This window comes from Amycolatopsis kentuckyensis, from assembly GCF_041679295.1.
Classification (GTDB): Bacteria; Actinomycetota; Actinomycetes; order Mycobacteriales; family Pseudonocardiaceae; genus Amycolatopsis; species Amycolatopsis kentuckyensis_A.
Genome location: NZ_JBGDMD010000012.1, coordinates 235,179 through 254,342 on the forward strand (window position 1 = coordinate 235,179; position 19,164 = coordinate 254,342).

A 19,164-nucleotide genomic window follows, 5' to 3' on the forward strand; every position below is an offset into this window, starting at 1 on the left:
TACATGGTCTACGTAAGAGCCCTCTTACATATTTCGAACGAGAGATGTGATCCAGGTCATGGGCGGCAAGTACCACCACGGCGACCTCCGCGGCGAGCTCGTGCGCGTATCCCTGGACCTGATCGCGGAGCAGGGGTTGGCCGGCTTCTCGGTCGCCGAGGTCGCGCGGCGGGCGAAGGTCAGCCCCGGGGCGCCTTACCGGCACTTCCCCACGCGGGAGAGCTTGCTGGCCGAGGTCGCGGCGAACATCGCGTGCCAGCTGGCCGAGCGCGTCGCCGCGGCGGCCGGCGAGCACCCGGATCCGGTGGACGCCCTGGCCGCGGCGGCCGGCGCGTACACGCGTTATCTGATCGAGCGCCGGGCGGGGATGAACATCCTCTACGCCGAGGGATTGCACGGCCCGGAGCACGTGGGGCTGCACGAGCAGACCCGGCTGCTCACGGACGAGTTCCTCCTGCGCTGCCTGGTGGTCGCCCCGGACCCGGCGACGGCACTGGAGCTGATGGAGCAGCTGTTCACCCAGGCCCACGGCTACGGCACGTTCCAGCTCGACGGCGTGTTCGTGAAGCACGGGTACTCGGTCGATCTGGTGGTGAAGAAGTCGTCGGAGGCCGCGCGGGTCGCGATCGCGGGCCGGACTGTCGGTGGCGGGCGCTAGCTTGGACGCATGGGGATCATCGACACGCACGAAGCACTGCGCTCGATCGTCGGCGAGACGTCCGAGCGGACGCGCCGGAAGATCATCGGCCACATCGACGAGCACGCGCGCACGCTGATCGCGCATTCGCCGTTCGTGCTGCTGGCGACGGCGGCGCCGGACGGCAGCTGCGACGTCTCCCCGCGCGGCGACCCGGCGGGCTCGGTGCTGGTGCTCGACGAGAAGACGCTGGTGCTCGCCGACCGCCCGGGCAACAAGCTGGTCGACAGCTTCCGCAACATCATCGACAACCCGCACGCCGGCCTGCTGTTCGTGGTGCCGGGCATGAACGAGACGCTGCGGGTGAACGGCCGCGCGAAGCTGGTATCGGACGCGCCGTTCTTCGACTCGCTGGTGGTGCGGGGCAAGCGCCCGAGGCTCGCGGTGGTCGTCGAGGTCGAAGAGCTGTACATGCACTGCGCGAAGGCGTTCCTGCGGTCGTCGCTGTGGGACCCGGCGACGTGGCCGGACCGCGCGGCGCTCCCGACGCTGGGCACGATCCTGCACGACCAGCTGGCGCTGACGACTTCGGCGGCCGAGCTGGACGCGGACCTCAACGAACGGGCGCTGAGCCAGCAATACTGAACCCATGCTGTGCGTCTTCGACGTCAACGAGACCCTGCTCGACCTCGCCGCGATGGACGCCGTGGTCGGCGGCCCCGAGCTGCGGCGCGAGTGGTTCGGCCTCGCCATCCACACCGTCCTGACCGTCACGGCCACCGGTGGCTATCAGGACTTCGCCGGCATCGCGGGCGCGGCCGCCGTCGAGGTCGGCGCGCGGCACGGTCAGCACATCGATCTCGCCGAGGTCGCCGCCGGCCTGCGGTCGATGCCCGCTCACCCGGACGTCGAACCCGGCCTGGCGAAGCTGCGCGAGAACGGCCACACCCTCGTCGCCCTGACGAACTCGCCGCTCGCCACCGCCGAGGCGCAGCTGCAGAACGCCGGGCTGGCGCCGCTGCTCGACCGGATCTTCTCGGCCGAGCAGGTCGGCCGGCTCAAGCCCGCGCCCGAGCCGTACCACCAGGTCCTCGCCGCCTACCCCGGCGAACGGGCCGTGATGGTCGCGGCGCACGGCTGGGACATCGCGGGCGCCCAGGCCGCGGGGCTCGAGACGGCGTTGCTCACCCGTCCCGGCGTCCACCCGCTGCCCGGCTCGCCCGCGCCCACGTACACCGCGTCGACCCTGCCGGAGCTGGCCGGATTGCTCTAGTCGGCGATGCGGACCAGCATCTTGCCGGTGTTGGCCCCCGACAGCAGGCCGAGGAAAGCGTCCGGCGCGTTGCGGATGCCGTCGACGAACGTCTCCGAGTACTTGATCTGACCCGAGTTCACCAGCGGCGCGACCTCGGTGACGAACTGCTGCTGCAGGCCCCAGTGGTCGAGCACCAGGAGGCCGCGCATGGTGAACCGCTTGGCGATGATCTGCGACAGGTTGCGCGGCGCCGGCGTCGCCTCGGTGGCGTTGTACTGCGAGATCATGCCGCAGACGGCGATCCGGCCGTGCAGGTTGATCGCGTCGATCGCCGCTTCGAGGTGCTCGCCGCCGACGTTGTCGAAGTAGACGTCGATGCCCTCCGGCGCCGCCTTGTGGAGCTGCTCCGCGACCGGGCCGTCCTTGTAGTTGAAGGCGGCGTCGAAGCCGAGGTCGTCGATGAGGTGCCGCACCTTCTCCGGCGAACCCGCCGAGCCGATGACGCGCTTGGCGCCCTTCAGCTTCGCGAGCTGCCCGACGAGCGAGCCGACCGCGCCGGCCGCGCCCGAGACGAACACCGTGTCGCCCGGCTTGAACTCCGCCGACTCCAGCAGGCCCGCGTACGCGGTCAGGCCCGGCATGCCGAGCACGCCGAGGTAGGTCGACAGCGGCGCGGCGGACGCGTCCACCTTGACGAACCGCTTGTCGTCGAGCACGGCGTGGGTGCGCCACCCGGCCTGGTGCAGCACGTGGTCACCCGGCTGCACACCGTCCACATGGGACTCGACGACCTCGCCGACCGCCCCGCCGGACATGACCTCGCCGACCTCGAACGGCGGCGCGTAGGACTTCACGTCCCGCATGCGGCCGCGCATGGCCGGGTCGACGCTCATGATCAGGTTGCGCACCAGGATCTGCCCCTCGCCCGCGGTGGGGATCTCGGTGTCCACGATCTCGAAGTTGTCGTGCGTCGGGACGCCGTGCGGGCGGGAGGCCAGCCTGATTTCGGTCGCTGCGGTCACCGTCGAAACTCCTCAACTCTGTCGAAGCGGGGCAGGCGCCCCGGATTCCTCCCGGTGCAACCTGTTAAGCGGGGCGCACATTCCGTCTGTGAGCCGTCACACGATCTCGGCGAGCTTCCCGAGCACGCCGTCGTAGATCTTCTTGAGGCCACCGGGCGCGAACGTCTTCTCGAAGAAGCCGCCGATACCCCCGGCACCGTCCCACGAAGTCTCGATCTTCACGACACTGCGCTCACCCGCTTCGGTGACCGTCCAGGTGGTGACCATGCTGGAGTTCGCGTCGGTCTCGACGAGCGTCCCCGGCTTCGGCTCGGTGACGGTCGCGGCCACGTCCCGCACGCGCTTGGACGTCGCCTGCAGCTTCCAGCTCGCCTTGGTCCCGGCGCCGACGCCGCCCTCGGTCACCTGGTAGTCGCGGTAGTGCTCGGTGAGCAGCTTCGGGCGCGTTTCGGCGTAGTCGGCGACGAGTGCGCGCACCTTGTCCGCCGGGGCGTCGATGGTGCGCTCCGCGGTGGCCGTGACCTTTCCCATTTCACTCCTTTACCCGGGGTACCGATCGTGACCACAGTAGGCTGACCGCCATGACCGCCACCCCGGACGCCACCCGACGGCGCCGGTCGACGGTCGAGGTCAAGGAGTCGCTGCGCGAGCTGCGCAACCAGCTTTCCCTGCTGAACCACCAGGTCAGCGCCCGCTTGGCACTCAAGGACGTCGACCTGGACTGCCTCGAGCTGATCGCCCGCCACGGCCCGCTGAGCCCGAGCGCGCTGGCCCGCCGGGCGGGGCTGCACCCGGCGACGATGACCGGCATCCTCGACCGCCTGCAGAAGGGCGGCTGGATCGTCCGCGAGCGGGACCCGGAGGCGGCGGACCGGCGCGCGGTGGCGGTCCGCGCGGTCCGCGGCCGCAACGGCGAGCTGTTCCGCCTCTACGCGGGCATGAACACCGCGATGGACGAGCTCTGCGCGGACTACAGCGAGGAAGAACTGGCGTTGATCGCCGGGTTCCTGCGGCGGGCGACGTCAGCGGGCAACACCGCGACGGGTGATCTCGCTAACGGCTGACCAGCGGTTTTCTGTGCTGTACTGCATCGCATGTGGCAGTCAGGCGACGCGTACGAGGCCTACATCGGCCGGTGGAGCCGCCGGATCGCGGCGACGTTCGTCCGGCAGCTCGACGTCCCGGCGAGCCGGCGCTGGCTCGACGTCGGCTGCGGCACGGGCGCGCTGACGTCGGCGGTCCTGACGGCGGCCGACCCGGCGGAGGTGGCCGGCGTCGACCCCTCGGAAGGCTTCCTGAAGACGGCCCGCGAGTCGGTGACGGACCCGCGTGCGTCGTTCGAGGTGGCCGACGCGCGCGAGCTGCCGTTCCCCGACGACCGCTTCGACGTGGTGGTGTCGGGACTGGTGCTGAACTTCGTCCCGGACCCGGCCGCCGCGGCGGCGGAGATCGCCCGGGTGACCGTCCCGGGCGGACTCGCAGCGGCCTACCTGTGGGACCTCGCGGAGGGGATGGAGCTGATCCGCCTCTTCTGGGACACCGCAACCGAGCTGGACCCGGGAATCGCGGACCGGCACGAAGGCCGCCAGTTCCCGTTGTGCCGCCCGGAACCCTTCGGCCGGTTGTGGACCGAAGCGGGCTTCGCGAAGGTGACCGTCGGCGAGATCAAGATCCCGACGGTGTTCAAGGACTTCGACGACTACTGGCAGCCGTTCCTCGGCGCGCAAGGCCCGGCCCCGGCGTACCTCGCCACCCTGCCCGAGGCACGCCGGAACCAGATCCGTGAACTCCTGCGCAGCCGCCTGCCGACGAACCCGGACGGCTCGATCCCGCTTTCGGCGAGCGCCTGGGTCGTGCGCGGGACCGCTTAGAGACCGGCCTGCGCCAGCCAGTCCTTCGCGACGTCGGCCGCCTTCTCGCCGTCGGAGTCGACGCGCTTGTTCAGGTCCCGCATCACGTCCGTCGTCAGCTTCGCGCTCACGGCGTTCACCGCGTTCGCGAAGTCGGCGCCGCGCTCGTCGAGGACCTTCTTGTTCACCGCCGGCACGACGTTCTCCGTCGGCACGATGTTCAGGTCGTCCTTGAGCACCGTGTAGTTCGAGTCGCCGGTCAGCGGGCTGACCGAGTCGACCGGGATCACCGTCACCGCGCCCGACTTCAGCTGCTCGACCCGCGGACCGGCCTCCTGGATCGTCTGGAAGGTCGCGTTGGTCAGCTTGTAGACGTCCTTGAAGCCCAGGAAGCACGGCAGCCGCTTCTCGCACTCCGGCGGCCCCGCCATGACGACCTTGTCCAGCTTCTTCAGGTCGCTGATCGACGCGATGCCCTTTTCCTTGGCCAGGTCGGACTTGATGATGTACGTGTTCTTGTCTTCGGCCGCGGCGAAGTTCAGCAGGCCGACGCCGCTCGGCTCGAACAGCTTGGCCAGCTGCTCGTGCTCCTCCTGCGCGGTCTTGCCCGCTTCCTTGCCGAAGCCGGTCGTGATCGCCGCGCCCTGGTACTCGGGGATGAACTGCAGCTCGCCGGACTTCAGCGACGGGTAGATCAGCTCCCGCGAACCGAGGTTCAGCTTGCGCGTCACCGGATAGCCCTTGGCCTCCAGGGCCTGGGCGTAGATCTCGGCGAGGATCTGGCTGTCGGTGAAGTTGAAGGACGCGACGACGATCGGCGCCCCACCCTTGCCCTGCGCGGCGGGCTTGTCACCGCTGTCGCTGCCACCACCACAGGCGGCCAAGCCGAGCGTCGCCGCGACGGCCACCGCCACCACGGACGCGTTCCGGAACCAGCGCACGAATCCCCACTCCTTCGTCACTCGAACAGACGAAAGGACCCTAGCGCCGCCCACCGACAAGCGCCCACATATTGGGAGAAAAGCACTCGAATTCCCAGACTACGGAATGAGTCCCCACCAAACGGGGTAGGGTCGCCAGGTGCACGTGACCCCGCTGGCCGCGGACAGCGGACCGCCGATCTTCCAGTGGAAGTGGGTGGACCGCAACGCGGACGACATCGTCCAGCGCCTCGGCGAACACATCTCCCTGACCGGCGCCGCGCTCGGCGTCGGGCTGGTCGTCTCGATCGCGCTCGCGGTGCTTTCGCTGCGGTACCGCTGGTCGTACGGCTTCATCCTGAGCGCGGCCGGCGCGCTGTACGTGATCCCGAGCCTGGGCGCGTTCGCCGTGCTGGTGCCGTTCTTCGGGCTGACGTTCCTCACCGCGATGATCCCGCTCGCGACGTACACGCTGCTGATCCTGGTCCGCAACATCGTCACGGGCGTCGACCAGGTGCCGAACGAAGTGCGCGAAGCCGCCGTCGGCATGGGTTACACGCGCGGCCGGCTGCTCTGGCAGATCGAGCTCCCGCTCGCGCTGCCGGTGGTGATCGCCGGCCTGCGCGTCGCCGCGGTGACGACGATCGGCCTGGTCACGGTGACGTCGATGCTCGGCCTCGGCGGCCTGGGCTACTTCATCCGCGCCGGCATCCAGACGGCGACGCCCAACCCGACCGAGATCATCGTCGGCGTGGTGCTTTCGGTGGTGCTGGCGGTGGTCGTCGACCTCCTGCTGTGGTTCAGCGAGCGCCTGCTGGCGCCGTGGACGCGGAAGGTGCGGGCGCGATGAGCTTCCTCGACCAGCTGAACGCGTGGCTCGCCGACCCGAACCGCTGGAGCTGGACGGACAAGGCCGGCATCCCGTACCGCACGCTGGAGCACCTCAGGTTTTCCCTGCTGGCCCTGGTGATCGCGGCCGTCCTGACGATCCCGGCGGCGTTGTGGCTCGCCCACTACCGCCGCGGCGCGTTCCTCGCGAGCAGCGCGGTGAACATCGGCCGGGCCATCCCGAGCTTCGGCCTGATCATCCTGTTCTGGTTCCTGGCCAGCCGCTGGGAGTTCGACACGACGTTCTGGCCGCTGCTGCTGGCGCTGGTGGCGTTGGCGATGCCGCCGCTGTTCACGAACACGTACGCGGGTGTGGTGTCCCTGGAGCAGGAGACGGTCGACGCGGCCCGCGGCACGGGCTACCGCGAGTGGCAGATCATGCTGCGGCTCGAGCTGCCGCTGGCCTCCCCGGTGATCCTGGCGGGCGCGCGGGTGTCGTTCCTGCAGCTGATCGCGACGGTCGCGATCGGCGCGATCGTCAACGACGGCGGCGGCCTCGGCCGCTACATCGTCGACGGCTTCGCGCTCGGCGCGTCGGGCTACGGCGAGATCTTCGCGGGCGGCGTGGCCGCGGTGGCCCTGGCCCTGATCTGCGACGGCGTCTTCGCGGGCATCACCCGTTTGGCCACACCCCGAGGTCTGGCCCTGCAGAACGCCCGGCGCGAATCGTAGGAATCTCACCCTGAGCAGTCACACCTTACGATCCGTGCATGGACCGGCCGAAGCCCAACGCCCGCAAGCGCCTGCTCGCGAACAAGCTCAGACGGCTGCGTGAGGACGCCGGCCTCACCCAGGTCGAAGCCGGTGAGCCCATGCGGTTCAACAAGAACAAGATGAGCCGCATCGAGCTGGGTCACTTGCCGGACTACAACGGCTTCCTGGCGCTGCTCGACCGCTACGGCGTGATCGTGTCGGACTACGACGACTGGGTCCGCCAGTACGACCGCGCGTGGGAGAAGGGCTGGTGGCACGCCTACGGCCTGAGTGACATGGGCTATGTCCCGCTGGAGGCCGATGCGGACGAGGTCCGCACCTACCAGCTCGGCCTTGTTCCCGGGCTCCTCCAGACCGAAGCCTGGATGCGCGCGGCTTTCGCAGGCACGCGTGACCCGATGTCGGGCCGGAGGTTGGAGAACGCCGTCGCTGTCCGCCTGCTTCGCCAGGCTCGGCTCACCGACGACCCGCCTCTCCTGCTGCACGCGATCATCGACGAGTCCGCGCTCCGCCGCCCCGACCTGCTCCCGAACGAGCAGGTTGCGCAGCTGGAGCACATCCTCGAGCGCGCGCAGTTGCCCAACGTCACCATTCAGGTCGTGCCGATCCACCACGGCATCCACCCCGGTCGGGACGGCAGCTTCACCATCCTCAGCTACCCGCAGCTCTCCGAGCCGGACATCGCTTACGTCGAGCATGGTTTCGGCTCGCTTCAGTTCGAGAAATCGAAGGACGTCAACGCTGCTAGGCTGATTTTCCGCCACCTCGCCGACATCGCTTTGGACGAACCGGATTCTCTCGAGTTGATCCGGCGGGTGATCGCCGACACCTGACGGAGGCGCACCGTGCCCGATGCCCATTGGCGCAAGAGCAGCTACAGCAACGGCGGTAACCAGGCCGACTGCGTCGAGGTGGCCTTCACGCCCGGCGCGGTCGCGGTGCGGGATTCGAAAGCTCCGGCGTCCGGCACACTGACCGTGTCGCCCGAAACCTGGCGCCACATCGGCGAAATCATCCGCTGAACGACCGGCACGCCTCGATCAGCCGTTCCACCTCGAGCCCCAGCGGCCGGTCCTCGTCCACCGGCGGCACGACCGACCGCACCCACTCGTAAGCCGCGCCCAGCCCCGGCACGCCGTCCGACGCCAGGTACCGCGCCTGCGACCCGGTGACCAGCTCGCACGCCGTGATCGCGAAGAGGTGCGTCGCGGCGGCCCGCAGCTGCTCCCCCGCCGCCCACGCAAACGCTTGCACGTCCTCCTGGCCGGCCGAGGTGTCGATCGAACCGAGCGTCGCGGGCGTCGCGAGCCGGCGCAACGCGTGCAGCTCGCCGACCGCCCGTTTGTGCAGCGGCACCAACCCCGCCCGCGGCCCGGGATCCGCCGTGAGCTGCGCCGGGAGGCCGCTGAAGCGCTCGTCGAGCAGCCGGTGCATCCGCTGCACCGAAATCTCGCCGAGGTGGACGAGCGCCGCGGTCAGCGCGTCCATGCGCAGCCCGAGGTCCACCGCGTGGTACGCCGTCCCCGGGAGGAACTCCCCGTCGACGAACGACGGCGAGTCGCCCGGCATCGTCTGCCAGCGCGCCACCGTCTCGTGCAGTTCGGTGTTCACCCGGGAGGCGTGCGCCAGCGCCCGCGGGGCAACCCGCACCGAAAGCGGCGCCTGCACGACTTCCGAGCGCACGGGCCCCGCGCCCACCATCCCGGTCAGGGCCTCCAGCAGCCGTCGCAGGTGGTCGTCGCCGCCCGCCATGACCGGGGCGAACACCTCGCGCGGCGCCCCGAGGACGTCGATCGCCATCGCCTCGGTGAGCGTCTGCAGCTGGATGAGCTGCCGCGCTTCGGCCCACCCGCGTCGCGCGTGCATTACGGCCAGCGGAGAACCCTGAAGCAGTGAAGCACCTTCCTTGGGCCCCAACACGTACGGCTCGGCATCTCGGCGAGCAAGCGCGTCCGCCGCGGGCGTTTCGACGCCGTCTTCGAGGACGGTGCCGATGCCGAGGAACGTCTGGAAGGCGTGCGACAGCGGGATGATCTCGCCCGAACTGCCGAGGCCGCCGCGCGGGACAGCGGGCGTGAACCCGTCGTTGAGGCGGTCCACGAGGAACTGCACCAGCTCGGCGCTGACCCCCGACCACGGTTGCAGGAAGTCGCGCAGCCGCACCAGAAGCAGCGACCGGACGTCCTCCGGCGGGAGCCACGGCGGACCGCCGACCGCGCGGCCGATCAGCAGGTTGCGCTGGTGCTCTGCCTGCTGCCGCGCGTCGAGGGCGATCCCCGCGAGGCGGCCCATGCCGGTGTTGACGCCGTAGACGGGCTTTTCGCGGCTTTCGAGGGCCGTCAAGAGCGCGTTCCGGCGCTCTCGCAACGCTGTGACCAGCGCTTTGTCCAGAATCAACCGTTCACTGTCGGCGAACTCGCTTCCGTCGGTGATCATCGGTACGGCAGCATGGTGCCGACGCCGGAAGCCTCGGCACGGGCGAGGATCATGTTCGCCACCGCTACGTCCGTTGTGGACAGTCCGCGGTGCCAGAACAGGATCCGTTCGGCGTCGTGCTCGCGGCCTGGCTTCTTCCCGGCCACGACGTCGCCGATCTCGGCGTGGACCCCGTCCGCGGTGAGGAGGCCGGCGTTGAGCTGCGGGCGCAGGGCGCCGAACCGCGGGTTGCCGGACTGCGATTCGCGCCAGTCGTCGACGACGACCTTGTCGACGTCGTCGAGCAGCGTGAGCTCCAGCGCGCTGATCGTGCCGTAGGGCACCAGGAAGGTGCCCGGCCGGAGGAACTCGCGCCGCACCAGCGGTTCGGGTTCGACCAGCCGGGAGGCCTCGACCTGGATGTCCGCGCCGTCCAGGGTCTCCTCGGCCGTGGCGCAGACGCGGACGTCCTTGCCGAGCCGTTCCGACAGCCGGCGGCCGAAGTCCTCGCGGGACTCCGGGCGCTTGCTGGTCACGCGGATTTCGGCGAAGTCGAACAGCGAGTCGAGGAGCACGACGTTCCACCACGCGGTGCCGCGAGCGCCGATGTGCCCGAGCACCCGGGAGTCCGGGCGGGCGAGGTACTTCGCGCCGACGGCGGTCATCGCGCCGGTGCGGGCCTCGGTGATCATCGTGCCGTCGACGATGGCCCGCGGCATGCCGGTGTCCGGGTCGAGCAGCAGGATCAACGCCATTTCCGAAGGGAGGCCCCGTTCGAAGTTCCCCACGAAGTCACCGACGACCTTCACGCCGCTGACCTGCTTTGCGGAGAGGTGGCCGCGGAGGATGTTGAAGTGGCCCTTGCCGCCGTTGTCCGGCACGAGGTGCGTACGCGGCTCGAAGACGACCTGACCGCGGCCGTGGTCGGCGAGGACGTCCTCCACCGCGCCGACGATGTCCGCTTCGGTGACGCCGAGCGAGTCGATGTCGGCACCGGTCAGGTACCGGAGCCAGACGGACGTCACTTGGCGAGGTCCTCGATGACCTCGGCGCCGGGCAGCGCGGCCAGCGCGGTGCCGGAGATCAGCAGCTTGCTGCCGCGGATCCCGCTGCCGATGACGAGCTCGGGCGCGTCGGCGACCCGCTGGTCGATCAGGATCGGCCACTCGGCGGGCAGGCCGACGGGTGTGATGCCGCCGTACTCCATGCCGGTGAGGGAAACGGCTTCGTCCATCGGCGCGAAGGAGGCCTTGCGGACGTCGAGGCGGCGCTTGATGACGCCGTTGACGTCGGCGCGGGTGGTGGCGAGCACGAGCGCGGCCGCGAAGCGGACTTCGCCGGCGCGCTTGCCGGCGACGACAACGCAGTTGGCGGACGCCTCGAGCGGCGAGCCGTAGGCCTCGCAGAAGGCGGCGGTATCGGCCAGCGACGGGTCGATCTCGGCGACGCCGACGGCGTCCGGGTCGGCGAGCGCGGCCAGCGCCTTGGCGACGGGCTCGGCGAGCAGGTCAGTACGCGTGGGGGCGGGAACGACGGTGAGGCTCCCGGCGATGGTCCAGGTCACCCGCCCAGACTAGCTACCAGCTGGAGCCGCCGCGCTGGACCTCGATCAGCTTCGGCCGGACGTCCACGATGTAGACCAGGGCCGCGGCCATGGCGGGCACGTAGAAGATCATCCCGGGACCCATCACGGGGAACAGCACCATGGCGAGCGTCGCGCCACCGGTGATGAGCATCCACACGGGCTTGGTCTTGCGGTCGGCCGCCGAATACGCGTCGGCGCGCTGAAGCAGCGCGTGCACGAAGGCGAAGAGCCCGACCAGCGCGCTGCCCCAATGGATGACTTCGAGGATCCAGTAGGCAATCAGCACAGCGACAGCTTACGGCAAACCGCCCGAACGACCCCGGCCCCGCCACCGGGGTCCGGTGGCGGGGCCGAAGGGTTCACGGCGTCTTTACTTGTCGGCCTTCGGCGCGGCCGGCTTCTTCGCGGCGGCGCTGGTGGTCGTGCCACCGGTGCTGCGACGGGCCGGGGCGGCCGTCTTCGGGGCCGTCTTGTTGGCGACCTTGCGGCTCGCGGAGCGGGTCTCGTGGGCGACGTCGTCACCCAGCTCCTCGATGGCGTCGGCGGCCTCGCCGGCGACCTCGGTCACCTTGCGGGCGGTCTTCTCACCGGCCGAGCGGGTGCGCTTGGTCACCTTGGCCAGCACGCCGTCGACGCGCTCGCGGACCTCGGTGCTCACGACCTCGGCCTGGCCCTGCGCGGTGGTGAGGGCCTCCTCGAGCTGCTCGATGGCCTTCTTGACCTGCGGCTGCGCGGCGATCTTGTCCCACGCCTGCTCGCCCGACTCGGCCAGCTTGTTGTACAGCTTGAGCGCGGCCTCGGTGTACTCGTCGATGACCTTGCGCAGCTCGGCCGGGTCCAGCTTCTCGCGGAGGCTCTCGACGTCGGTCGGCAGCTCCTGCAGGTTCTTGCGGGCGGCCTCGCCGCTCTTGGTCACGTTCTCCTTGGCCTTCGCCACGGCGTCGGTGACGGCGTGGGTGGCCAGGTTGCCGGCGCCGAGGGCGGCGAGCAGCGGGGTGCGGACCTGGTCGAAGGCGGTGGTGACGGCCTTCTTGACGTCTTCGGTGGTCTTGGGGGTGGTCATGCTGACTCCTTGGTGTCTGCGGCTGGTTCGGTGTCGGCGGTGGGAGAAGGCTCGGCGGCCGGCCGTGCCGCGGCGTTCTCCCGGCGGAAGGACTCGTAGACGTCGAGCAGGACCTGCTTCTGCCGTTCGGTCAGCTCGGCGTCGGCGCGGATCGCGTCGCCCACCGGCCCACCCGTCGGCAGGTCGAGGATCCCGGCCTGCACGTACAGCGCTTCCGCCGATATGCGCAGGCCCTTGGCGATCTGCTGCAGGATCTCCGCGCTGGGCTTGCGCACCCCGCGCTCGATCTGGCTCAGGTACGGGTTGGACACGCCGGCGAGCTTCGACAGCTGGCGCAACGAGATCTTCGCGGTGTTGCGCTGCTGGCGGATGTACTCGCCGATGTCGGAAGCGATGTCCGCGACCTTCTCCATGGGACCGCCGGATCCGGGCTGGGTCCCACCGGTTTCTGCCATCCGGTCACCTCCTCGCGACACCTCCGACGGTACGCGCGAGTGCTAGCTATTGCAAGCACTCTGCTTGCAACTATCGGGTGTGGTGGTGCTCACCCGCTAACGTGGTCGCATGACGCGCTCGGCCCGGCTGCGGCGGCGGCTCGTCGAGCACCTGCTCGACGAGGACGTCCTGCACGCTCCGGAATGGATTTCCGCCTTCCGCGCGGTGCCGCGCCACGTCTTCCTGCCGCGGTTCTTCGCGCCGGCGGGCGGGCTGTGGGCGGCGGTCGACCGGGAGGACCCGGGCTGGCTGGAGACCGTCTACTCGCGGGACGTCCTGGTCACGCAGCTCGACGACGATCCGGACCGCTGGGAGCTCGCCCGGCGCACCGGGCCGGTGCCGGGGACGCCGACGAGCTCGTCGAGCATGCCGTCGATCATGGCGATCATGCTCGAGGAGCTGCGGGTGCGCGACGGGCAGCGCGTCCTCGAGATCGGCACCGGCACCGGCTACAACGCCGCCCTGCTGAGCCACCGCTGCGGCGCCGGCCAGGTGTCCACAGTGGACATCGACCCGGTGCTCGTCGACGAGGCGCGCGAGCGGCTGGCGCAGGCGGGCTACCGCCCGGCGTGCGCGGTCGGCGACGGCGCGCTCGGCTTCCCGGCCGGCACCGTGTTCGACCGGGTGCTGTGCACGGCGTCGGTCTCGTCGATCCCGCTCGCGTGGCTCTCGCAGACGGTGCCGGGCGGCCTGATCGTGACGACGCTGAACCGGCCGATCGGCGCCGGGCTGATCCGGCTCGTCGCCGGCGAAGACGGCACCGGGCAAGGTCACGTCCTCGCGCGCGACGGCCGTTTCATGCCGCTTCGCGCGCACCGGCTGCCGGAGGCGGACCGGCTGCCGATGCCGTCACGGGACGACTGGGAGCAGACGCGGCTGCCGATGTCGACGGTGCTCCAGCCGCGCAAGCAGTTCGAGTTCTTCGCCGGCCTGGCCCTCCCCGGCGTCCGGCCGGTGCGCGAGAGCGACGACGGCGACGCCCCGGGCGTGGCGCTGGTGCACCCGGACGGCTCGTGGGTCCGCCACCGCAAGCGCGGCGGCGCGGACGAGGTCGCCCAGGGCGGCCCGCGGGCGCTGTGGGAGATCGCGGAGGCGGCGTTCGTCGAGTGGTGCGAGCTGGGCAAGCCGGACCGCGACCGCTTCGGCGTGACGGTCACCGACGAGCGCCAGGAGTTCTGGCTCGACGAACCGGACGGCCGCACCTGGCCGCTCGGCTAGGGCAACCGGTCGCGGATCCACTTCTCGACGTGGTCGGCCGTCGCCTCCGTCGAGGCGTCCGTGGTGTCGAAGAGGTCCACGCCCAGCTCCGGCGCCGACTTCCGGAGCCAGTCGTTGAACTCCAGCATCTCCTCGATCCGCGGCTCGTCCCACTCGCGCCACGCCGGGCGCGCCCGCAGGCGGCGGCCCAGCGACTCCGGCGTGCTCACCAGCGCCAGGTAGTGGATGTCGCTGAAGAACGCGCGTTCCGGCAGCGGCTCGAACTCCGGGGGCGCGACCGTGCCGCACAGCACGACCGGGCGGCCGTTCTGGTGCAGCACCGCCGCCATCCGCAGCCACAGCGCGCGGAACGCCGTGACGTCGTCGCGCAGGCCGTCCACCCAGAGGATGTCCTGCTCCAGCACGACGACGTCACCGGCCAAGCGCTCGGCCAGCAGCGGTCCCATCGTCGACTTCCCGGCGCCGCTCGGGCCGGTCAGCGCGAACAGCGGCAGCTTGCGGAACGGCCACTCGTGCCCGCACTTCCGGCACGTGAGGACGGCCCCGGCGACGAGCGGGCGGTCCGCCCGGTCGCCGCACGCCGGGCAGATCCGCAGGTCGAGACCCACCTCAGTCGAAGAGGTTCTCGAGGAAGCCGCGCTTGCGGTGGCCGCTGTGGCCGTACGGCCTCGGCGAATCCGAATACCCGCGGTGCGGCCGCGGCGAGTCCCCGTACCCGCCGCCGCGGTACGCCTTGGGCGAATCCGGGTAGCCGCCGCGGTAGGGGCGCGGCGAGTCGGCATGACCTCGGTAGGGCGGCGGCTGGTGGCCGTAGAAGGAACTCTCCGCACCGGCGATCGCTTCGAGCTCACCGCGGTCCAGGAAGATCCCGCGGCAGCCCTCGCACTGCTCGATGTGGACGCCGTTCTTGTCCACGGTCCGCATCTGGTTCTGACACTTCGGACAAATCACACATGCGAGCCTACGCACAAATCGGTCAGCAGGCGCACAGGCAGAAGGGGTGCCCCACCGGATCGGCGTAGACGCGGAACGTCTTCGGCGCGTCGTCCAGCAGTTTCGCGCCCAGGCCGAGCACGCGCTCGTGCGCCGCTTCCAGGTCCGTGACGTTCAGGTCCAGGTGCAGCTGCTGCGGGTTCTCCGCGGACGGCCACGACGGGGGCTGGTAGTCGGCCACCCGCTGGAACGCGATCCCGGCGCCGCCGGCCGGGTTGGCGAGGGTGACCCAGTGGCCGTCCTCGGCGACTTCGGGCTCGTCCCACTCCAGCACGGCCCGGTAGAAGCCGGCCAGCGCCACCGGGTCGGGGCAGTCGAGGGCCACCACACCCAGCGTCGGTACCGCACTCATCGTCGCTCCCTTCGATCGTGAGTAACCGTCTATCGGAGTATGTCGGTTAGCGCACACGAGGGCAACCACCGGCCGCCGTACACTGGTTCGGTGCACACCGACGCCTCCCTCGTCGTGGAGTTCCTCAACACGGTCAACGTCGAAGAGGGCACTGACCTGCTCGAAGATCCCGGGCAGTGGCGCGAGTGGGCGGCCGGCCGGGCACTGACGGCCAACCCGGCCACCGAGGCACGCGCGGCGCGGGACGCGTTGCGCGCCGCGATCGGCGACCCGCGACTGCCGGGCGGGAGCTTGGACGTCGGCACGCGGATTTCTCTCACGGAGGCCGGCCCGGCCCTGGTGGCGGACGACGTGGTGGGCGCGGTGTTCGCAGCCTGCGCCCGCCTGGTCGTGCGCGGCGACTGGATCCGGCTGAAGATCTGCCCGGCTGACACGTGCCTGTGGGCGTTCTACGACGAGTCCCGCAACCGGTCGCGGACGTGGTGCTCGATGCGGGTGTGCGGCAACCGCGAGAAGGCCCGCGGCTGGCGCGCCCGGGCGGCGGAGACCGCAGCGGGCTGACGCCCCAAGCGCCGGCACCAGACACCCGCCACAGCTGGGCCACCCGCCCGGACGAACGTAGTGAATGACTCATTCATGTCGTCGGACGACATGAATGAGTCATTCATGTCGCTTCGCGAGGAGGCGCGGGCACTCATCCGAGCGGCGGACCTGCTGCCTGGGGCCGAAGCGGCACGCGGGCGCGGCGGGAGCCGCGGAGAGCCGAACTGAAACGCGACGAGGTGAACGACTCGCAGCGGCGAGCCCCGTAGTCACCCGGCCGAACGCCCTGAATGAGTCATTCAGGGCTCCAGAGGTCCTGAATGACTCATTCAAGACCTTCCGGGAACCGCGAACCGGCTGAGCGGCGCACTCATCCGAGCGGCGGACCCACGAACGGCTGTGGACAACTCGGCCCCAACCCCCCACATATCCACGCCCCGCCTCCCGTACCCCCCACACGTTGTGGACAGCGATTAGGCCATCACCGTGAAAACCTGTGGATAACCCCGGGGATAACTCAGCTTCCTGTGGACAACTGGTTTGAGACTCCCCCAGATGTGGTATACGACTCAGCTCGTCAGAACAGCAGCTCCGCCACGGCGTAGATGACCAGCCCGGCCAACGCACCCACGACCGTGCCGTTGATCCGGATGAACTGCAGGTCGCGCCCCACCTGGAGCTCGATCTTCCGCGACGTCTCCTCGGCGTCCCAGCGCTCGACCGTGTCCGTGATGATCGTCGTGATCTCGCGCGAGTAGTTCTTCACCAAGTACGCCGCGGCGCCCTCGACCCAGCCGTCCGCCTTCGCGCGCAGCTGGTCGTCCGACACCAGCCGCGTGCCCAGCGACGTCAACCCCAGGCGGACGCGGCGGCGCAGCTCGCTCGACGGGTCCTCCGCCGCCGTCAGCAGCATCTCCTTCGCCGTGCTCCACGCCGAGCCGATCAGGCGCTGGACCTCCTCGTGGTGCACGATCTGGCCCTTCACCTGCTCGGCGCGGGCCATCACGTCCGGGTCGGTCTGCAGGTCCTGGGCGAACTCGCCGAGGAACTTGTCCAGCGCCAGCCGCATCGGGTGGTTGACGTCCGTCTTCACCGCCCACGCGAACGACAGCACCTCGCCGTACACCTTGTCCGCGAGCATCTCGTCGACGAACTTCGGCGACCAGCTCGGCGCCCGGTCGGACACCACGCGCAGCATCGTCGTGTGGTTGTCGCGGACCCACTCGTACGCGCGGTCGCACATCAGGTCCACGAGCTTGTGGTGCGCGCCGTCGGCGAAGACGCCCTGCAGGATCTTGCCCAGCGGCGGGCCCCACGGCTTGTCGATGATCCGCCGCGCGACCGCCTGCTCCATGATCGCCTGGACGTCCTCGTCCCGCAGGACGCGAACGGCGGCGCGGACCATCGTGGCCAGCTCGGACGTCACGCGTTCGGCGTTCTCCTCCTGCGCCAGCCACGCACCCAGCCGCCGCGCGATCTCGACGCGCTTGAGCTTGTCGCGCACGACCTCCTCGGACAGGAAGTTCGACCCGACGAAGTCGCCGAGGCTGTTGCCCAGCGCGTCCTTCTTGTTCGGGATGATCGCTGTGTGCGGGATCTTCAGCCCGAGCGGGTGGCGGAACAGCGCCGTGACGGCGAACCAGTCGGCCAGCGCGCCGACCATGCCGGCCTCGGCCGCGGCGCGCACGTAGCCGACCCAGCCCGGCCAGCCGGCCGACTGCGCCCAGCTGGTCAGCAGGAACACCAGCGTGGCACCGAGCAGGAACGACAGCGCGACCAGCTTCATCTTGCGCAGCGCGCGCCGCTTTTCCTCTTCGCCGGCGGCGCCGCCCGGCGGATCGGCGGGCGTCACCTTGGCGGGGGTCAGTTGCTCCACATCACCATTGTCCGTGAGGATGCTTGATCGTGCGCGAATCTGCTCTCGTCCCCCGCCTCCGGCCGTTCACCTCGACCATCTTCGCCGAGATGACCGCGCTGGCCGTCCAGCACGACGCCGTCAACCTCGGCCAGGGCTTCCCGGACACCGACGGCCCGGCCGGCATGCTCGACGCCGCCAAGAACGCGCTGTTCGGCGGGGCCAACCAGTACCCGCCGGGGCCGGGGCGGCCCGAGCTGCGCGCGGCGATCGCGCGGCACCGGCAGCGCTACGGCACCGAGTACGACCCGGACACCGAGATCCTGGTCACCGCGGGCGCGACCGAGGCCATCACCGCCACGCTGATCGCGCTGACCGAGGCCGGCGACGAGGTCATCGTCATCGAGCCGTACTACGACTCCTACGCCGCGGCGGTCGCGATGGCGGGCGCCGAGCGGCGGGTCGTCGGGCTCGTCGAAGGCCCGGACGGCCGGTTCGGGCTCGACGTCGAGGGCCTGCGCGCCGCCGTCACGCCGCGGACCAGGGCGATCCTGGTCAACTCGCCGCACAACCCGACCGGCACCGTGTTCACCCGCGCCGAGCTGGAAGCGCTCGCCGCGCTGTGCGTCGAGCACGACCTGATCGCGATCTGCGACGAGGTCTACGAGCACCTGGTGTTCGACGACGCGGAGCACATCCCGCTGGTCACGCTCCCCGGGATGCGGCCGCGGACGGTGAGCATCTCGAGCGCCGGGAAGACGTTCAACTGCACCGGCTGGAAGATCGGCTGGGTCTGCTCGACGCCGGAGCTGGTCGCGGCGGTGAAGGCGGCGAAGCAGTTCATCACGTTCGTGTCCGGCGGACCGCTGCAGCCGGCCGTCGCGCACGCGCTCGACCACGAGCTGACCTGGGTCGACGGCCTGCGCGCGTCGCTGCAGGAGAAGCGCGACCGGCTTTCGGCCGGGCTCGCCGACGCCGGCTTCACGGTACGGCCGACGGCGGGCACGTACTTCGTCTGCGTCGACGTGCGGCCGCTCGGCTTCACCGACGCCGCCGACCTGGCGTGGGAGCTGCCCGGCCGCGTCGGGGTCGCCGCGGTGCCCGTGAAGGTGTTCACCGATCACCCGGACGAGTGGAAACACCTCCTGCGTTTCGCGTTCTGCAAGCGCAACGACGTCATCGACGAGGGCGTCACCCGATTGCGCAAACTGGTCTGACGACCGCGATCCGGCTCGGTGGCGGCCTTCCGCGTCGCCGAGCCGGTCTCGCGAGGCGGGCGTCCGGACGGGTCGTCACGCTCCGGAGCCGCGGCCACACAGCTCGACGGTCGGTTGGTCACCGACCGCACGCGGAACGGGT

The 19,164-nt window shown here is 70.4% G+C and carries 25 protein-coding genes; 12 read left to right on the forward strand and 13 right to left on the reverse strand.

Annotated features, from left to right (window positions below):
- Positions 1-46 precede the first annotated feature (46 nt).
- The 3 genes from ACERZO_RS41305 to ACERZO_RS41315 are packed head-to-tail and all read left to right on the forward strand — an operon-like array spanning position 47 to position 1,910.
- Positions 47-658, forward strand: a complete 612-nt coding sequence (locus ACERZO_RS41305) for a TetR/AcrR family transcriptional regulator (protein ID WP_372671431.1) — start codon at positions 47-49, stop codon at positions 656-658.
- Positions 659-667: 9 nt separating this feature from the next.
- Complete coding sequence (locus ACERZO_RS41310) at positions 668-1,282, forward strand: pyridoxamine 5'-phosphate oxidase family protein (protein ID WP_372671432.1); 615 nt, start codon at positions 668-670, stop codon at positions 1,280-1,282.
- Between the two features lie 4 nt (positions 1,283-1,286).
- Positions 1,287-1,910 carry a haloacid dehalogenase type II gene (locus ACERZO_RS41315; RefSeq protein ID WP_372671433.1) on the forward strand — a complete coding sequence of 208 codons (624 nt, stop codon included), beginning with the start codon at positions 1,287-1,289 and terminating at the stop codon, positions 1,908-1,910.
- On the opposite strand, the gene ACERZO_RS41320 is transcribed toward ACERZO_RS41315, so the two are convergent.
- Both ACERZO_RS41320 and ACERZO_RS41325 read right to left on the reverse strand, forming a co-directional pair.
- Positions 1,907-2,914 carry an NADP-dependent oxidoreductase gene (locus tag ACERZO_RS41320; RefSeq protein ID WP_372671434.1) on the reverse strand — a complete coding sequence of 336 codons (1,008 nt, stop codon included), beginning with the start codon at positions 2,912-2,914 and terminating at the stop codon, positions 1,907-1,909. The genes ACERZO_RS41315 and ACERZO_RS41320 overlap by 4 nt on opposite strands.
- A gap of 96 nt (positions 2,915-3,010) precedes the next feature.
- Positions 3,011-3,445 carry an SRPBCC family protein gene (locus ACERZO_RS41325; protein WP_372671435.1) on the reverse strand — a complete coding sequence of 145 codons (435 nt, stop codon included), beginning with the start codon at positions 3,443-3,445 and terminating at the stop codon, positions 3,011-3,013.
- A 50-nt stretch (positions 3,446-3,495) separates the two neighbouring features.
- On the opposite strand from ACERZO_RS41325, the gene ACERZO_RS41330 reads away from it, so the two are divergent.
- On the forward strand, positions 3,496-3,978 hold the full coding sequence (locus ACERZO_RS41330; RefSeq protein ID WP_372671436.1) for a MarR family transcriptional regulator: 483 nt from the start codon (positions 3,496-3,498) through the stop codon (positions 3,976-3,978).
- 30 nt (positions 3,979-4,008) lie between these two features.
- Positions 4,009-4,785, forward strand: coding sequence for a class I SAM-dependent methyltransferase (locus ACERZO_RS41335; RefSeq protein WP_372671437.1), 777 nt, complete (start codon positions 4,009-4,011; stop codon positions 4,783-4,785).
- Here ACERZO_RS41335 and ACERZO_RS41340 read toward each other — a convergent pair.
- Entirely contained in the window at positions 4,782-5,705 is a 924-nt protein-coding gene (locus ACERZO_RS41340) for an ABC transporter substrate-binding protein (RefSeq protein ID WP_372671438.1), read from the reverse strand. The two genes, ACERZO_RS41335 and ACERZO_RS41340, sit on opposite strands and share 4 nt — an antisense overlap.
- Before the next feature lie 139 nt (positions 5,706-5,844).
- Between ACERZO_RS41340 and ACERZO_RS41345 the strand changes: the two genes are divergently transcribed.
- The 4 genes from ACERZO_RS41345 to ACERZO_RS41360 are packed head-to-tail and all read left to right on the forward strand — an operon-like array spanning position 5,845 to position 8,308.
- Positions 5,845-6,534: an ABC transporter permease gene (locus ACERZO_RS41345; protein ID WP_372671439.1), complete on the forward strand. Its 690-nt coding sequence runs from the start codon at positions 5,845-5,847 to the stop codon at positions 6,532-6,534.
- The gene (locus tag ACERZO_RS41350; protein WP_372671440.1) at positions 6,531-7,244 is read left to right on the forward strand and encodes an ABC transporter permease; all 714 of its coding nucleotides are present in this window, start codon (positions 6,531-6,533) and stop codon (positions 7,242-7,244) included. Before ACERZO_RS41345 ends, ACERZO_RS41350 begins: the two co-directional genes overlap by 4 nt.
- A 38-nt stretch (positions 7,245-7,282) precedes the next feature.
- Positions 7,283-8,119: a helix-turn-helix domain-containing protein gene (locus tag ACERZO_RS41355; RefSeq protein ID WP_372671441.1), complete on the forward strand. Its 837-nt coding sequence runs from the start codon at positions 7,283-7,285 to the stop codon at positions 8,117-8,119.
- Positions 8,120-8,131: 12 nt separating this feature from the next.
- A complete protein-coding gene (locus tag ACERZO_RS41360) occupies positions 8,132-8,308 on the forward strand; it encodes a DUF397 domain-containing protein (RefSeq protein WP_372671442.1) in 177 nt (58 codons plus the stop codon).
- Here ACERZO_RS41360 and ACERZO_RS41365 read toward each other — a convergent pair.
- The 6 genes from ACERZO_RS41365 to ACERZO_RS41390 form a co-directional block, all read right to left on the reverse strand.
- Positions 8,298-9,722: an aromatic amino acid lyase gene (locus ACERZO_RS41365; RefSeq protein ID WP_372671443.1), complete on the reverse strand. Its 1,425-nt coding sequence runs from the start codon at positions 9,720-9,722 to the stop codon at positions 8,298-8,300. The genes ACERZO_RS41360 and ACERZO_RS41365 overlap by 11 nt on opposite strands.
- Positions 9,719-10,726, reverse strand: a complete 1,008-nt coding sequence (locus tag ACERZO_RS41370) for an ornithine cyclodeaminase family protein (RefSeq protein ID WP_372671444.1) — start codon at positions 10,724-10,726, stop codon at positions 9,719-9,721. Before ACERZO_RS41370 ends, ACERZO_RS41365 begins: the two co-directional genes overlap by 4 nt.
- Positions 10,723-11,265 (reverse strand): YbaK/EbsC family protein, encoded by a 543-nt coding sequence (locus ACERZO_RS41375; protein ID WP_372671445.1) that lies wholly within the window; start codon positions 11,263-11,265, stop codon positions 10,723-10,725. Before ACERZO_RS41375 ends, ACERZO_RS41370 begins: the two co-directional genes overlap by 4 nt.
- Positions 11,266-11,278: 13 nt before the next feature.
- A complete protein-coding gene (locus tag ACERZO_RS41380; RefSeq protein ID WP_372671446.1) occupies positions 11,279-11,572 on the reverse strand; it encodes a DUF2516 family protein in 294 nt (97 codons plus the stop codon).
- Positions 11,573-11,656: 84 nt separating this feature from the next.
- On the reverse strand, positions 11,657-12,349 hold the full coding sequence (locus tag ACERZO_RS41385) for a hypothetical protein (RefSeq protein WP_372671447.1): 693 nt from the start codon (positions 12,347-12,349) through the stop codon (positions 11,657-11,659).
- Positions 12,346-12,762: a helix-turn-helix domain-containing protein gene (locus ACERZO_RS41390; RefSeq protein ID WP_372671538.1), complete on the reverse strand. Its 417-nt coding sequence runs from the start codon at positions 12,760-12,762 to the stop codon at positions 12,346-12,348. Before ACERZO_RS41390 ends, ACERZO_RS41385 begins: the two co-directional genes overlap by 4 nt.
- 151 nt (positions 12,763-12,913) lie before the next feature.
- Here ACERZO_RS41390 and ACERZO_RS41395 point away from each other — a divergent pair, with 151 nt between their 5' ends.
- Positions 12,914-14,062, forward strand: a complete 1,149-nt coding sequence (locus ACERZO_RS41395; RefSeq protein ID WP_372671448.1) for a methyltransferase domain-containing protein — start codon at positions 12,914-12,916, stop codon at positions 14,060-14,062.
- Here the strand turns inward: ACERZO_RS41395 and ACERZO_RS41400 are convergent.
- The 3 genes from ACERZO_RS41400 to ACERZO_RS41410 are packed head-to-tail and all read right to left on the reverse strand — an operon-like array spanning position 14,059 to position 15,407.
- Positions 14,059-14,670, reverse strand: coding sequence for an AAA family ATPase (locus ACERZO_RS41400; RefSeq protein WP_372671449.1), 612 nt, complete (start codon positions 14,668-14,670; stop codon positions 14,059-14,061). The genes ACERZO_RS41395 and ACERZO_RS41400 overlap by 4 nt on opposite strands.
- Before the next feature lies 1 nt (position 14,671).
- Positions 14,672-15,031 carry a TFIIB-type zinc ribbon-containing protein gene (locus ACERZO_RS41405; protein WP_372671450.1) on the reverse strand — a complete coding sequence of 120 codons (360 nt, stop codon included), beginning with the start codon at positions 15,029-15,031 and terminating at the stop codon, positions 14,672-14,674.
- A gap of 7 nt (positions 15,032-15,038) precedes the next feature.
- Positions 15,039-15,407 (reverse strand): VOC family protein, encoded by a 369-nt coding sequence (locus ACERZO_RS41410; protein WP_372671451.1) that lies wholly within the window; start codon positions 15,405-15,407, stop codon positions 15,039-15,041.
- 90 nt (positions 15,408-15,497) lie between these two features.
- On the opposite strand from ACERZO_RS41410, the gene ACERZO_RS41415 reads away from it, so the two are divergent.
- Positions 15,498-15,968, forward strand: coding sequence for a CGNR zinc finger domain-containing protein (locus ACERZO_RS41415; protein ID WP_372671452.1), 471 nt, complete (start codon positions 15,498-15,500; stop codon positions 15,966-15,968).
- Between the two features lie 559 nt (positions 15,969-16,527).
- Here ACERZO_RS41415 and ACERZO_RS41420 read toward each other — a convergent pair.
- Entirely contained in the window at positions 16,528-17,826 is a 1,299-nt protein-coding gene (locus tag ACERZO_RS41420) for a DUF445 domain-containing protein (RefSeq protein WP_372671453.1), read from the reverse strand.
- A gap of 29 nt (positions 17,827-17,855) precedes the next feature.
- Here ACERZO_RS41420 and ACERZO_RS41425 point away from each other — a divergent pair, with 29 nt between their 5' ends.
- On the forward strand, positions 17,856-19,022 hold the full coding sequence (locus ACERZO_RS41425; protein WP_372671454.1) for a pyridoxal phosphate-dependent aminotransferase: 1,167 nt from the start codon (positions 17,856-17,858) through the stop codon (positions 19,020-19,022).
- The last annotated feature ends 142 nt before the right edge of the window (positions 19,023-19,164 follow it).